We start from the raw sequence: 13,870 nt of genomic DNA, 5'->3' as shown, positions 1-13,870 counted from the left end.
CGCAAGGAGCTCCACATGAAAGCCGTCGCCTTTACCCGCAGCCTGCCGATCGACGCCGCCGGGGCGCTGGTCGATATCGACCTGCCTGTGCCCGAGCCGCTGCCGCACGACCTGCGCGTCGCCGTGCGCGCGGTGTCCGTCAATCCGGTCGACACCAAGGTGCGCCGCAACGGCGCCCATGCCGACGGCAGCCCGCGCGTGCTGGGCTGGGACGCGGTCGGCATGGTCGAGGCGGTCGGCAGCGCCGTCACGCGCTTCCGGACAGGTGACCGGGTCTGGTATGCGGGCTCGATCGCGCGCGACGGCAGCAATGCCGAGCTGCACCTGGTCGACGAGCGCCTCGTCGGTCGCGCGCCCGAGTCCCTGTCGGACGCGCAGGCCGCCGCGTTGCCGCTCACCGGCATCACCGCCTGGGAACTGCTGTTCGACCGCCTTCAGGTGCCGCCCGGCAAGCGTGGCCGCGACAGCGCGGCCGGCGAGTCGCTGCTGGTGCTGGGCGCGGCCGGCGGCGTGGGTTCGATCCTGGTGCAGCTGGCGCGCCGCCTGACCGGCCTCGCGGTGATCGGTACCGCGTCGCGGCCCGAGACCCAGGCCTGGGTGCGCGAACTCGGCGCCCATCACGTGGTCGACCACAGCCGTCCCTTGGGCGAGGAGCTGCAGCGCATCGGCCGGCCGCAGGTCACGCACGTGGCGAGCCTGACCCACACCGACCGCCATTTCGTGCAGCTCGTCGAGGCGCTGGCGCCGCAGGGGCGCATCGCGCTGATCGACGACCCCGAGCCGATCGACGTGCGCCTGCTCAAGCGCAAGAGCGCGTCATTGCACTGGGAGCTGATGTTCACCCGCGCGCTGTTCGGGACGCCCGACATGGTGGCGCAGCACCACCTGCTGAACGACCTGGCGGCGCTGGTCGACGACGGCGTGGTGCGCAGCACGCTGGGCGAGCACTACGGTCGCATCACGGCGGCCAACCTGACGCGCGCGCACGCGCTGATCGAAAGCGGCCGGGCACGGGGGAAGATCGTGCTCGAAGGGTTCTGAGGTCCGAGGGTCCGGTGAGCGAACAGGCTGCCGTCGGCTTCAGCCGACCGCCGCTGGCGGAACGTCATCGCCGGTCATCCGCGCCTCCGCGCGAAGGCGCGGCAGGTACTGCGGGTACTCGCGCTGGATGAAGTCGACCAGGTACTCGCGCACATGGCAGCGCAGGTCCCAGCCGGCCGGTGCCGAGGCCGAGGTCACCAGGCAGCGCAGCTGCATCGCGTGCTCGCCGGCCTCGGTGACCTGCAGCAGCGCGAAGCGGCCGTCCCAGTGTTCGGTGGATTCGCAGGCGCGCTGCAGCGCCGCGCGCAGCGGGGCGAGCGGCATGCGGTAGTCGACCCACAGGAACACGGTGCCGATCAGCTCCGAGGTCTTGCGGGTCCAGTTCTGGAACGGCTTCTCGATCCAGTACTGCAGCGGCACCACCAGGCGCCGCTGGTCCCAGATGCGCACGACGACGTAGGTGCCGGTGATCTCCTCGATCACGCCCCATTCGCCCTCGACGATCACCACGTCGTCGATGCGGATCGGCTGGCTCAGGCCGATCTGCAGCCCGGCGATCAGGTTGCCCAGCACCGGCCGCGCCGCGAAGCCGGCGACGATGCCCACCACGCCGGCCGAGGCCAGCAGGCTGGTGCCGATCTGGCGCACCGCCGGAAACGTCATCAGCATCAGCGACGCGCCGATCAGCACGGCGAGGCCGGCCACGGTGCGCGACAGCACGCGGGTCTGGGTGTGGATGCGGCGCGCCTCCAGGTTGTCGGCCACCGTCACAGGATGGGCCGCGATCACCGCCTTGGCGAGGCCGTTGACGGCGCGCACCAGCAGCCAGGTGAATGCGGCGATCAGCAGCAGGCCGGTCAGCCGCTGCACCGAGGCCAGGCCGGCCAGTGCGTCGGGCGCCGCCTCGTGCCACACCAGGTTCAGCGCCAGCAGCGGCAGCGCCCAGCGCGCCGGGCTGCGCACCGCCTGCGCCACCGCCGAAGCCAGCGGTGTGCTGCGGGTGGCGCGCCGCACCACGCGCTCGCCGACGTGGAACAGCAGTTCGGCCGCCAGCATGGCCGCCGCCGCGATGCCCAACGCGGGCAGCCAGTCGGCGATCGACGGGGGGAGCCAGTTCGGAAAGTTCATCCCTGCTTGAGCACCGACTGGCGCGGGGGTTCCATCGATTGCCGCCTCAGCGCGTCGCCTCGACCACCGTGGCGACCGCCTGGCCCAGCTCGATCACCGCCAGCGCGTAGTAGCTCGACCAGTTGTAGCGCGTGATCGCATAGAAGTTCTGCGTGCCGGCCACGTAGCTCGGGGCCGCGTTGCCGTTCTGCAGTTCCACCAGCGCCAGAGGCCCGTCGTGCTGACGCCCTGCGGCCTCCAGTGCCGCGCCGTGCTCGGCGAACTGCGCCGCGCTGAAGCTGGGCAGGATGTCGGGCGCCAGCAACGTGGCGCGCTCGGCCACGTCGACCGGCGCGCCCACCGCGTAGTGCGTCGGCTGGCCGCGTTGCCAGCCGAACTCGGCCAGGTAGTTCGCCACCGAGCCGATCACGTCGGCGGCGCTGGCGTGCAGGTCGATGCGGCCGTCGCCGTCGAAGTCGACCGCGTACTTCAGCCACGAGCTCGGCATGAACTGCGGCATGCCGATCGCGCCGGCATAGCTGCCCTTGAGCGCCAGCGGGTCGCTGCCCTGCTGGCGGCACAGCAGCAGGAAGCTCTCGAGCTCGTCGCGGAAGAAGGGGCTGCGGTCGCGCCGCGCGTCGCGCGGGAAGTCGAAGCTCAGCGTGGCCAGCGCGTCGAGCACGCGGAAGTTGCCCATGTGCTGGGCGTAGATGGTCTCCACGCCGACGATGCCGACGACGATGGCCGCCGGCACGCCGTAGCGTGCCTCGGCCTCGCGCAGCCAGCGCTCGTTGTCGCGCCAGAAAGCCACGCCGGCGCGGACGCGTACCGGTTCGACGAAGCGCGCGCGGTAGGCCGCCCAGTTCTTGGCCGTGCCGGCCGGCGGCGGCTGGATCAACCGCACCACGCCCGGGATGAAGCGCGCCTGCGCCAGCGTCTCCTCGACCCAGGCGCGGTCGAGCCCGCGCCGTTCGGCAATGCCGGCGGCGAGCGCCACCACGTCCTCGCGGCGGCCGTAGGTCACGGCCTCGGGCGCGTTGTCGTCCTGCAGGGCGACCGGCTTCTTGCGGGCCCGGGCGGCCTCGGCATCGGGGGTCGGGCAGAGCGTGCCGAGCGCGACCAGGGTGGCGGCAAGCGCAGGAAAGAGGGGGCGGGGTTTCGTCATCATCGGGAAGCGGCGACCGGCATCTTGGACGGGGAAGTGTGAGGCTTCAGCGGGCGCAGGGCGGCCACGGCGGTGGCGGCGAGCCGGCGCGCCTGCACGGCCTGCCGGCGCCTGGAGGCCGGTGCGTCGGCACGGGCGTAGCGCAGGCGGTCGAGCGCGTCCAGCGCCCGCGCAGCGGGTTCTGCCGCACTGCCATGACGTGCCCGAAGGGCCGCGGCCAGGGTGCGCGGCGGCATGCCGTCGTGTGCCGGGATGCCCCGCTTCGCAGTGGCCTGCCGCACGCGCGCATAGGCGCGCAGCCAGGGGTCGGTGCGGTGGTAGCCCCACCAGGCCCAGCCGGCGACCGCCAGGCTCAGGCCGCTGGCCACGACGATCAGCAGCAGGGCCAGGTCCTCCCAGCTCGGCGAGGCATAGCCCAGACGCTTGAGCAGGTCGAACTGCGTACCGCGCGAATAGTTCAGCACCCACTGGTTCCAGGCGTTGTTGGCCGACTCCCACAGCGCACGCAACTGCAGCAACGCGTCGGGTGCCACGCCGCCGAAGGCCGTGGCCACGAAGCCGGGGGCCGGTGCCAGCGGGCGGCTGCGGTCGATGCGCTCGGGCGCCACGGCCGCCGTCGGGTCGGCGCGCACCCAGCCCTGGCCAGGCTGCCAGTACTCGGCCCAGGCGTGCGCGAAGCTGTTGCGCACGACCAGCGTGCCGTCGATCGGGTTGCGCTCGGCGCCCTGGTAGCCGGTCACCACGCGCGCGGGCACGTCGAGTGCCCGCAGGATCACCACGAAGGCGGTCGCGAAGTGCTCGCAGAAGCCGGCCTTGCCATCGAGCCAGAACTCGTCGATCGCTGTGCCGCGCTGCGCTTCGTCGTAGAGGCCGGGGGCCAGCGTGTAACTGTAGTTCTCGCGGCGGATGTGCTGCATCAGTGCGGCGGCGAGGGTGTTGCCGTCGGCCTGGGCATAGCGCGGGTCGCGCCGCAGCGCCGCAGCCCATTCGAGCGTGCGGGGGTTGAAGCCAGGTGGCAGGTCCAGCGCATCCTGGAGGCCGAGCGTGGGCTCGGTCGGGCCGTGGGCGAAGCGGGGCCACGAAGGGGCGGTGTAGCGGATGCGCTCGGCCAGCGGTCGGTTCGTGATCCAGTGCAGGTCGTCGAGCAACTGCGTGCGCAGGTTCTCCAACGGCGGCAGGGCCGGCGTGGCTTCCAGTGCCGGGATGGTGGACAACCGCGATGGTTCCACCGTGACCTCGAGTTCCACCGGCTCGCCGATCGGCCGCAGATTGCGCGCCAGCGCCGCGCCCGACGCGAAGCGCGGCGAACCGACGCGCCACGTCGTGCCGTCGAAGCCGGTCAGCACCGGCCCGCGAAAGTACAGCTGTTCCGGCGGCGGCGGCGTGCCCGAGAGCACGCGCACGCGCAGCGCGATGCTGTCGTCGGCGGCCAGCTCGGCGATCATGCCCACGCGCATCTCGCCGGACAGGCCGGTCTTCGCGCCGGCGTCGTTCGGCACGCCCCACAGCGGCCCGATGCGCGGGAACAGCAGGAACAGCAGCAGCATCACCGGCGCGCCCAGCAGCGCGAAGCGGCCGGCCAGCGCACCGGCCCGGTCCAGGCCGGGCTGGCCGACCGGCATGTGCGCGAGCACCAGCGCGGTCATCAGGCCCCACACCGACACCAGCATGGCCGCGGCGATGGCCATCGACTGCGAGCTCAGGAAGTGCGTCAGCACCAGGAAGAAGCCGAGGAAGAACACCGCGAAGGCATCGCGCCGCGCGCGCAGCTCCAGCGTCTTCAGCGCCACCAGCACCACCAGCAGCGTGATGCCCGACTCCTTGCCGAGCAGCGTGCGGTGCGTCATGAAGGTCAGCGCCAGCGCCAGCAGCAGTACCCCGGCGAGCACCCACCGGTTCGGCAGCGCCGCGCCGCGCACCGCCAGCGCGCCGCGCCACAACAGCACGGCGGCCGTCAGCGCGGTGCACCACACCGGCAACTGGCCGACGTGCGGCAGCACCGTCCAGGCGATCACCGCCAGCAGGAACAGCGTGTCGCGCGCCTCGCGCGGCAGATGCCGCCACCCGGGCCAGGTGATCGCTGCGGGCCGGCGCATCAGGCCCACAGCGCCAGGGCCTCCAGCGCTGCGCGCCGATGCGCCTCGCCTGTCGCCGGGGGCCATTCACGGCCCGGCAGGCGCAGCCCCCACGCCGCGCCGCCCTGCTCGACGGCCAGCACCCAGGCCGTCAATCGAGACAGCCGGGCCTCGAGCGGCAGCCCCCCGGTCGCCGCCCAGTCCAGCCAGAGTTCCTGACGCGCGGCGCTGCGGGTGTCGCGGCTGACCAGTTCGCCGCCGGTGTCGAGCGCACGCGCGGCCTTCTTCCAGACCACCCGCTTCAGCGGATCGCCGCGCCGGTAGGCGCGGATGCCTTCGAGCTCGCCGCCCTCGCTGCTGCGCACCGTGGTTGCCTCGCCACCGGCGGCCCGGGCCGGGGGCAGCGGGGGCGTGGGCCGCTCCGGCTGTGGGTAGGCCAGCACGGTCGACAGCGGGCGCCAGATGCTCCAGGCGCGGAACAGCCCCAGCGGGAAACGCGTTTCCAGCACCACGTCGGGCAGCGGCAGCCGGCCGCGACGCGGCGCGACGAAGCTCAGCTGCGCGGCCGCCTGGGCTCCGGCCGGCACGTCGGTCCAGCTCCAGTGCCGTGGTCGTTCCGGCCCGGCCAGCCGCAGGCCGATGCCGTGCCGGGTGCGCGGGGCGGTGGACGCCAGCACGCACTCGACCACCGCCGCGTCACCCGCGAACACCGGCGGGGGCGGGCGCAGGTGCAGGCTCAGGCCGCGCAGCGTGGCATGCGTGACGTGCATCGACACCAGGCCGCTGCCGGCGAGCAGGAAGGTCAGCAGGTAGCCGAGGCTCAACTGGTAGTTGATCGACGCGACCAGCAGCACGCCCAGCGTCAACGCGAACACCCAGCCGGCACGCGTGGGCAGGATGTAGACGTTGCGCTGCGTGAGCTGCAGCGTGTCGCTGCGCGGATGGCGGGCGCTCCACCAGGCGCGCCAGCGCGAGCGCAGCGGCGAGAGCGGGCCGCTGCGCGCCGTCGGGTCGTCGAGCACCGCGCTCACGTCGGCTCCGCGGCCTTCAGGGCAGCGCGATCGCGTCGATCATCGCGCGCACCTGTTCGCGCCGGCCCCGGCCAGCCCCGGCGACCGGCAGCAGGCGGTGCGCCACGGTCTGCGGCAGCACGGCCTGCAGGTCGTCGGGCGCCACGTAGTCGCGCGCATCGAGCAGCGCGTGGGCCTTGGCGGCGCGCAGCAGCGAGATGCCGGCGCGCGGCGACAGGCCCTCGACGAACCAGCGGCCGTCGCGCGTGGCGGCGATCAGCGCCTGCAGGTAGTCGAGCAGCGGTTCGCTGGCGTGCACGGCCAGCACCGCCTGCTGCGCGGCCTGCAGGTCGGCGGGGTTCATCACCGCCTGCAGCTCGTGGATCGCCTCGCGGCGGTCGCGGCCCGACAGCAGCGCGCGTTCGCTGGCGCGGTCGGGGTAGCCGAGCGTGATGCACATCAGGAAGCGGTCGAGCTGGCTTTCCGGCAGCGGGTAGGTGCCGAGCTGGTCGCTCGGGTTCTGCGTGGCGATCACGAAGAAGGGCGCGGGCAGCGCCCGGGTCTCACCCTCGACGCTGACCTGGTGCTCCTCCATCGCCTCGAGCAGAGCACTCTGGGTCTTGGGGCCGGCGCGGTTGATCTCGTCGGCCAGCAGCACCTGGGCGAACACCGGCCCGGGGTGGAACACGAAGCTCTCCTTGCCGCGCTCGTAGACGCTGACTCCCACCAGGTCGGAGGGCATCAGATCGGCGGTGAACTGCACGCGCGAGAAGCGCAGGCCGAGCGAGACGGCCAACGCGTGGGCGAGGGTGGTCTTGCCGACGCCGGGCACGTCTTCGATGAGCAGATGACCGCCGGCCAGCAGGCAGGCGAGGCTGTCTTCGATCTGGGGGCGCTTGCCGACGATAATCGTGGCGATCTGATCGACGAGCTGGTGAAGCCGGGTGTGCAGGGTCATGGCGCACACCTTAGCCGAAAGCCGCCGTTCCCGAGACCTCGCACCGCCAAGACGGATGGCCACCGCCTACTACTCCCACCCCGCCTGCCGCACCCATGACATGGGCGATGGCCACCCCGAGTGCCCTCAGCGGCTCGACGCCATTGCCGACCACCTGATCGCCACCGGCCTGGACATCGCGCTCGAGCAGCGCGAGGCGCCGCCGGTCGACGAGCGCGACTTGGCACTGGCCCACGAGTCGCTGTACGTCGCCAACCTGCGCGGCTTCATGGAGCAGGTCGAGGCCACTGGCCAGCGCCGCGCGCTGGACCCCGATACCGTCGCCGGCCCCGGCACCTGGGCCGCGGCGCTGCATGCGGCCGGGGCCGCGGTGGCGGCGACCGATGCGGTGCTCGACGGCGAGATCGAGAACGCCTTCTGCGCGGTGCGCCCGCCGGGCCACCACGCCACGCGGCGCCAGGCCATGGGTTTCTGCTTCTTCAACAACGTGGCCGTCGCGGCACGCCATGCGCTCGACCGGCGCGGGCTGGAGCGTGTGGCGATCATCGATTTCGATGTCCACCACGGCAACGGCACCGAGGACATCATCGCCAACGACGACCGCGTGCTGATGTGCAGCTTCTTCCAGCACCCGCTGTACCCGAACTCCGGGGCCCAGCCGCTGGGCGACAACATGGTGAACCTGCCGGTGCCGGCCTATACCAAGGGATCCGAGATCCGCGAACTGATCGACCGGCACTGGTTGCCGCGGCTCGAGGGCTTCCGGCCACAGATGCTGTTCATTTCGGCGGGTTTCGACGCTCACCGCGAGGACGATCTCGGTCAACTCGGGTTGGTGGAGAGCGACTACGCCTGGATCACGCGGCGCCTCAAGGGTGTGGCCGAACGCCATGCCGACGGTCGCATCGTCTCGTGTCTGGAGGGGGGCTACGCCCTGAGTGCGCTGGCGCGCAGCGTGGCCAGCCACGTGCGGGTGCTGGCCGGCCTGACCGATTGACGGCGCTCGCACGCCGCATTCCGCACCGAACCCGAAGGACCCGATGGCCCGACCGATGACCCCCGACGAGCTGAGTGCGCTGGGCAGCGCGCTGCTCACCACCAATGCCGCACTGGAGCTCGCCGTGCTCGGCGGCTGCCTGCTGCTGGCGTGGGCGCTGGCTCGCACGCTGCGCGGTCGGCGCGAGGATCCCCATTCGGTGCTGTTCGGTCGCCGACTGGTCGACGGTGCGCTGTTTCCGCTGCTCTCGCTGGGGCTCGTGCTGGCCGCCCAGCACCTGCTGCTGGCGGTGCTGCACCTGCCGCCGGCGGTACTGCGCATCGCGGTCGCGTTGCTGCTGTCGCTGGCGCTGATCCGCGTGTTCGTGCGGGTGCTGCGAGCGGCGTTCCCGGCGTCGGCCTTCGTGCGCATCGTCGAGCGCTGGCTGTCGTGGGCGGTGTGGATCGGCATGATCCTTTGGTTCACCGGCGTGCTGCCGATGCTGATGGAAGAGCTGGAAGGCATCAGCTGGAAGGTCGGCAGCGATCGCATCTCGCTGCGGGCGCTGCTCGAAGGCGCGTTCAACGCGGTGATCGTGCTGATGCTCGCGCTGTGGCTCAGCGCGGCGATCGAGGCGCGGCTGCTGAAGGGGCGATTGACCGACCTCTCTCTGCGCAAGATCGCGGCGAACGCCACCCGCGCGTTGCTGCTGTTCGTCGGCCTGCTGATGGCCCTGTCGGCGGCCGGCATCGACCTCACCGCGCTCAGCGTCTTCGGGGGGGCGATCGGTGTCGGCCTGGGCTTCGGCCTGCAGAAGCTCGCGTCCAACTATGTCAGCGGCTTCGTGGTGCTGGCCGAGCGCTCGCTGCGGATCGGTGACCTGGTCAAGGTCGACAACTTCGAGGGCCGCATCACCGACATCAACACGCGCGCGACGATCATCCGCGCCGCCAACGGCCGCGAGTCCATCGTGCCGAACGAGCTGCTGATCACGCAGCGCGTCGAGAATGCCTCGCAGACCGACCCGAGCCTGCAGCTGTCGACCGTGGTGCAGGTGGCCTACGGGACCGACATCCTGAGTCTGCGCCCCAAGCTGCTCGATGCGCTGGGTGGCATCGAGCGCGTGATGAAGGACGATAAGCACCGCGCCGTCGTGCACCTGAGCAACTTCGCGGCGGACGGGCTCGAGCTGACGGTCTGGTACTGGGTGCCGGACCCGCTGAACGGCCAGTCCAACCTGCGCTCCGAAGTGAATCTGGCCATCCTGGCGGTGCTCGACGCCGAGGGCATCGAGATCCCGTTCCCGCAGCGCGTGCTGCGGCGTGTGCCGCCTGCCCACAAGCCGCCATCGGCGGCCTCGCAACCGCCCTGATCGTCAGGCCGACGCGCTCTGCGACCAGTTCGGGAAACGCACCCGGCACTCGATGCCGGCCGGCAGCAGTTCGCGCCACTCGACCTCTCCGCCGAGCTGCTTGACCCGCTTGCGGATGCCGCCGAGGCCCAGGCCATGCGCCCATGCCTGCGGATTGCGGCCGTGGCCGTCGTCGTGCACGCGCAGCTCGAGCCGATCGTCGGCCAGCTGCAGCGAGATCGCCACCCGCGTGGCCCGGGCGTGTGCAATGGTGTTGCTGACCAGCTCGCGCAGCACGCGCGTCAGGGCCGACCACTGCACCACCGTCAGCTCCGCGTCGCGATCGAACTGCGTGTGCCAGTCCAGCACGACGTTGGCGATCTGCAGCCGTTGCTGCACATCGGCCTTCCATTCGGCAGCGGCATGGGATAGGCGGTGGCTGCTGACCGCGAGGCCGCGCGTCAGCGTCTTCAGATCCTGCAGCGTGTGGCGGATGTAGTCCTCCTGCTCCGGGCTCTGGGCCTGGTACATCAGCGTCAGAAGCCGCGCGCCGATGTCGTCGTGCAGGTCCTGCGCCAGGCGGCTGCGCTCCTCGCTGCGGCCCCGCTCGACGGCCTGGTCGAAGGCGACCGCGCGCTTGAGCTGCTCGACGATGCGGTCCGCCAGACGCGCGTCCTCGCGCGTGAACAGGCGCCGGCCGCGCTGCGAGTAGCGCAGCACCAGCGTCTCGTCGGCGCGGCCGCTGATGCGGCTGAGGTCGGGCACCGGCACGGTCAGCGCCGAGCCGTCACCGCTGGCACGTGCGTGCTGGGTGGATTTCGGCGCAACCGCGGCCTCCAGCGGTTCGAACAGTTCGCGCAGCAGGCTCAGCAACGAGGTCGACGCGCGTTCCGGGTGGGCCTCCACCTCGCGTGCCATGCGGTACAGGCGCTCGAACAGGCGTTCCATCGTGACCATGCCGGTGCCGCGCAGGTGGTTCAGCAGCCATTGCCGCACGCTGACGTACAGACCGATCGACAGGAACACCGACAGCGTGATCGACGTGAACTGACCGAAGGAGAAGGCGGTGACGAACAGCAGGTCGAGCGAGGTGGCGACGGTGCTGACGCCGGCCAGCAGCGAGAACTCGCGCAGCATCTGCTGCGACTTGGCGAGAAACGGCACCAGCAGCATCAGCGAGGCGAGGAACACCACCCAGATCATCGAACCGACGGTGGCGATCCCCTGCTGCGCACCCGGGGTCTGGCCGACGGCGGCGATCGCGGCCGTCAGCAGGATCCAGGTGCCGGCGGTCACGATGCCGAATCGGCGTTGCACCAGGGCGTAGGGGTGCGGCTCGATGCGGTAGGACCAGCTCAGCAGGCCGATGGCCGAGAGACCGAGCGCGGCACCGATGCCCTGCGTCCACCACCAGGCCTGCGGCAATGCGGCCCGCACGTCGAGCGCCAGCAGTCCGCCGACCAGGCCCCACACCAGCAACGCGATCGCCGGGCCACCGGGCAGCCGCCTCGGGTGCAAGGAGGCCGCGTGGACGATGGCCGCAGCGGTGACCAGATCGAAGGCCATGCGGGCATGCACTTCCAATCCCGCGTAGCCCCGAGGCAGCGTCAGCTCCGACACCCCCGCCGCAGCGATGAACAGCAGATTGCCGCACTGGCTGAGCGCCATCAGCGCAAACAGGGCGTTGGCGAGCATCGGTCGCACCAGCAGCACCACCATCGCGATCAGGTAGAGCACCAGCGCCAGGCCGGCGAGCAGCCAGTACATCAGCCCCAGCCGGAAACTGCCGCGAGGCTGGAGCTGCAGCTCGGCCGTGCCGCCTTCGGCGAAGTAGAAACGCACATGGCCCTGCGACAGCGCCCGCTCGAGCTGGTCGTGCAGTTCGTGGTGGCGGGCCCGCTCGGCATCGCCGGGCAGCCAGCGCGGCGAACGCTGCAGGGCCAGCGCGTCGAGCACGGCGACCTGGCTGTCGCCGCCGATGATGCCAAGCAGCGCGTGGCCGACGAAGGGCTGCAGCGCCGGCTCGTTGCTGGCCGCCAGCAGCAGCTGGCCGTGCTCGTTGCCGCGCCAGCTGGCGTCCAGGCGCGGTTGCTGCGCGAGTTCGCGCGTCAGCAGGAACAGCGCCAGGCACCCCAGCAGCGCCAGCACGACCAGGGCCCGCAGCCGCCAGCCGAGCCAGCGCGAGCTGCGCAGCCGCGACGGCAGCCATTGCTCGAGGACCGTGGTGTCGATGCCGGAGTCGTTGTCGTCGAGCCGCGACGTGGGCGGGCCGGAAGTGCGCGCGTCGCGCCGCGACGGCCTTGCGGGATGGCGCTCAGCCGGCGCGTTCATCGACAGGCCGCGTTGTCAGCACACCGAACGCGGGCTCACACCAGACCTTGCTTGCTGGCCAGCACGGCGGCCTCGGCGCGGCTGGAGACATTGAGCTTGCGGTAGATGGCCTTGATGTGGTCGTTGACGGTAAACCACTTGATGCCCATCAGGCCGGCGATCTCCTTGATCGTGAAACCCTTGCTGAGGTAGGTCAGCACCTCGGTCTCGCGCGGTGTGAGACGCTCGTGGTCCGGCTCCGCGTAGACCGCGGGAGCGGCCGGTCGGGCGGGCTGGAAGTCGCCGGGCGCGTGGGCGCTGTCGAGGGCCATCGAGCCCGAATCGCCGAGCCGGAAGTGCGACAGCAGACGCCGCGCGATCGCCGGTGACAGCGGCGGTTGGCCACGAACGATCTTCTGCAGTTCCTCGACCAGCACCTCGAAGCGGTCTTCCTTCAGCAGGTAGCCGTCGGCGCCGCACTGCAGCGCGGGGAAGAGATGGTCGTCGTCCGAGTACAGCGTGGTGACGATCTTCGTCGCGCCGTGTCCGGCCAGTTCGGTGAGCAACTCGAGGCCGTTGCCGTCGGGCAGCTCCAGGTCGACGAGCACCAGCTTGAACGGCTCGCTGCCCGGCGGCAGCGGCGGGGCGCCGCCGATGCCGAGCTGGCGGCGGGCGGATTCGAGGTCCCCGGCCTCGGCCATCCCCGTCACGTCGGAAAAGCTCTCACGCACGACGCGCGCCAGGAAGTGGCGTGCGACGGGGTTGTCTTCGACGATCAGCACCTTGACGGCCATCGGATTCTCCAGAAAGGGGGACGAACGTCGTGGACCCGGCGCGGCGTCATCGCGGCGGGTCCGTGTCGGCCTGGACAGCGCGCGACAGGCGCACATAGCGCTCGCGCAGGTCGGAGAGCCGTTCGTTCTTGGCGGACTCGCTCATCCTGGCGTCGAGCAGCGCTTCGGAACGCTGCTTGAAGTCGTCGACGTCGAGCACGAACTTGAGCTGCTGGTTGCTGGAACGCTTGAAGCCGGCAAGGTCGAACATGCGCTTGAGCATCAGCTTCTCGTCATCGGTCCGACCTACACCGAAGATGTAGTCTGCGATGCGCTTGCGCACCGACAATGGCAGGTCGCGGCGCCACAGCAGTGGATCCTTCGGGATCATCGCCGACTCCCACAGGATCCGCAGCTGCATTGCCTGAGCGGGCGACTGCTCTCGCAGGCGATGCAGCTCCTCGGTGTTGTACGTGCCGGCGTGGACCTGGCCGGCGAGCACGGCCGCGAGCGTCTGTGCATGGGTGCCGCGGCGCAGTGCCTGGAAGTGTTCCTCCGGCTTGATGCCGCGCGGCACGAACAGCGCGTACTCCAGCATCACGGCGCCGGAGGTCGAGCTGGGCTCGCCCATCGCGAAACGCCAGGTGCGTGGGCGGTTGAGCAGAGGGTCGATCGACAGCAGTGCGCTGTCGCGGCGCGTGATGATGATCGAGCGATAGCCGAGCGAGCCCGCGGAATCGACCAGCTGAGCGAACACTTCCACGTTGGTGCGCTCGATGCAATCGAGCGCGGCCTTGTTCGAGACCCAGGCCAGCTGCACCAGGTTGCGCACCACCGCGTCGACCGCTTCTTCGTAGGTGGCGTGGTAGACGCCGCGCACGTCGAGTCCGGTGCTGCGACGCATGGCGGCGAAGAAGGGTTCCCACGCCGTGCGGGTCTCGGCGACGGTGGTGGTGGTGATCACGCCGAAGGCCAGCGATGGCGCGTCGGCCGCAGTCACCCGGCCGGCCAGGCCGACGAGGACGAGCATGAGCAGCTTCAGCAGCAAACGGCGCACGGCGGGCTCGCGTTGAATGGGCACGCGAATTTAGCACCGGGGCCGGG

General features: G+C 71.2%; 11 protein-coding genes. 3 read left to right on the top strand and 8 right to left on the bottom strand.

The window, feature by feature from the left end; genetic code table 11:
• The first annotated feature begins 15 nt into the window (after positions 1-15).
• The gene (locus C1M51_RS02105) at positions 16-1,041 is read left to right on the top strand and encodes a zinc-binding alcohol dehydrogenase family protein (protein ID WP_129448010.1); all 1,026 of its coding nucleotides are present in this window, start codon (positions 16-18) and stop codon (positions 1,039-1,041) included.
• Positions 1,042-1,080: 39 nt separating this feature from the next.
• On the opposite strand, the gene C1M51_RS02100 is transcribed toward C1M51_RS02105, so the two are convergent.
• From C1M51_RS02100 to C1M51_RS02080, 5 genes are read right to left on the bottom strand one after another with little or no spacing between them, the layout of a single operon-like run.
• Positions 1,081-2,169 carry a mechanosensitive ion channel family protein gene (locus tag C1M51_RS02100; protein WP_129448009.1) on the bottom strand — a complete coding sequence of 363 codons (1,089 nt, stop codon included), beginning with the start codon at positions 2,167-2,169 and terminating at the stop codon, positions 1,081-1,083.
• Between the two features lie 46 nt (positions 2,170-2,215).
• On the bottom strand, positions 2,216-3,316 hold the full coding sequence (mltB, locus tag C1M51_RS02095; RefSeq protein WP_129448008.1) for a lytic murein transglycosylase B: 1,101 nt from the start codon (positions 3,314-3,316) through the stop codon (positions 2,216-2,218).
• A complete protein-coding gene (locus C1M51_RS02090) occupies positions 3,313-5,409 on the bottom strand; it encodes a DUF3488 and DUF4129 domain-containing transglutaminase family protein (RefSeq protein WP_129452064.1) in 2,097 nt (698 codons plus the stop codon). Before C1M51_RS02090 ends, mltB begins: the two co-directional genes overlap by 4 nt.
• Entirely contained in the window at positions 5,409-6,419 is a 1,011-nt protein-coding gene (locus C1M51_RS02085) for a DUF58 domain-containing protein (RefSeq protein ID WP_129448007.1), read from the bottom strand. Before C1M51_RS02085 ends, C1M51_RS02090 begins: the two co-directional genes overlap by 1 nt.
• 16 nt (positions 6,420-6,435) lie before the next feature.
• Positions 6,436-7,356 (bottom strand): MoxR family ATPase, encoded by a 921-nt coding sequence (locus C1M51_RS02080; RefSeq protein WP_129448006.1) that lies wholly within the window; start codon positions 7,354-7,356, stop codon positions 6,436-6,438.
• A 55-nt stretch (positions 7,357-7,411) separates the two neighbouring features.
• Between C1M51_RS02080 and C1M51_RS02075 the strand changes: the two genes are divergently transcribed.
• Both C1M51_RS02075 and C1M51_RS02070 read left to right on the top strand, forming a co-directional pair.
• The gene (locus tag C1M51_RS02075) at positions 7,412-8,353 is read left to right on the top strand and encodes a histone deacetylase family protein (RefSeq protein WP_129448005.1); all 942 of its coding nucleotides are present in this window, start codon (positions 7,412-7,414) and stop codon (positions 8,351-8,353) included.
• 43 nt (positions 8,354-8,396) lie between these two features.
• On the top strand, positions 8,397-9,704 hold the full coding sequence (locus C1M51_RS02070) for a mechanosensitive ion channel family protein (protein ID WP_129448004.1): 1,308 nt from the start codon (positions 8,397-8,399) through the stop codon (positions 9,702-9,704).
• Positions 9,705-9,707: 3 nt separating this feature from the next.
• On the opposite strand, the gene C1M51_RS02065 is transcribed toward C1M51_RS02070, so the two are convergent.
• From C1M51_RS02065 to phnD, 3 genes are read right to left on the bottom strand one after another with little or no spacing between them, the layout of a single operon-like run.
• A complete protein-coding gene (locus C1M51_RS02065) occupies positions 9,708-12,014 on the bottom strand; it encodes an ATP-binding protein (protein ID WP_129448003.1) in 2,307 nt (768 codons plus the stop codon).
• A 35-nt stretch (positions 12,015-12,049) separates the two neighbouring features.
• Positions 12,050-12,787: a response regulator transcription factor gene (locus C1M51_RS02060; RefSeq protein ID WP_129448002.1), complete on the bottom strand. Its 738-nt coding sequence runs from the start codon at positions 12,785-12,787 to the stop codon at positions 12,050-12,052.
• A gap of 46 nt (positions 12,788-12,833) precedes the next feature.
• Positions 12,834-13,823 (bottom strand): phosphate/phosphite/phosphonate ABC transporter substrate-binding protein, encoded by a 990-nt coding sequence (gene phnD, locus C1M51_RS02055; protein ID WP_165349628.1) that lies wholly within the window; start codon positions 13,821-13,823, stop codon positions 12,834-12,836.
• Positions 13,824-13,870: the final 47 nt, after the last annotated feature.

This window comes from Methylibium sp. Pch-M, from assembly GCF_004136295.1.
GTDB lineage: Bacteria > Pseudomonadota > Gammaproteobacteria > Burkholderiales > Burkholderiaceae_C > Methylibium > Methylibium petroleiphilum.
Note: the sequence above shows the minus strand (reverse complement) of the source record. Positions and strands in the feature narration are given on the sequence as shown.

Bases quoted from the DNA above. Each gene is read 5' to 3' on its own strand.
- C1M51_RS02090 (WP_129452064.1), bottom strand. From the start codon at position 5,409: ATGCGCCGGCCCGCAGCGATCACCTGGCCCGGGTGGCGGCATCTGCCG.
- C1M51_RS02075 (WP_129448005.1), top strand. From the start codon at position 7,412: ATGGCCACCGCCTACTACTCCCACCCCGCCTGCCGCACCCATGACATG.
- C1M51_RS02060 (WP_129448002.1), bottom strand. From the start codon at position 12,787: ATGGCCGTCAAGGTGCTGATCGTCGAAGACAACCCCGTCGCACGCCAC.
- C1M51_RS02105 (WP_129448010.1), top strand. From the start codon at position 16: ATGAAAGCCGTCGCCTTTACCCGCAGCCTGCCGATCGACGCCGCCGGG.
- C1M51_RS02080 (WP_129448006.1), bottom strand. From the start codon at position 7,356: ATGACCCTGCACACCCGGCTTCACCAGCTCGTCGATCAGATCGCCACG.
- C1M51_RS02100 (WP_129448009.1), bottom strand. From the start codon at position 2,169: ATGAACTTTCCGAACTGGCTCCCCCCGTCGATCGCCGACTGGCTGCCC.
- C1M51_RS02070 (WP_129448004.1), top strand. From the start codon at position 8,397: ATGGCCCGACCGATGACCCCCGACGAGCTGAGTGCGCTGGGCAGCGCG.
- mltB (WP_129448008.1), bottom strand. From the start codon at position 3,316: ATGATGACGAAACCCCGCCCCCTCTTTCCTGCGCTTGCCGCCACCCTG.
- C1M51_RS02065 (WP_129448003.1), bottom strand. From the start codon at position 12,014: ATGAACGCGCCGGCTGAGCGCCATCCCGCAAGGCCGTCGCGGCGCGAC.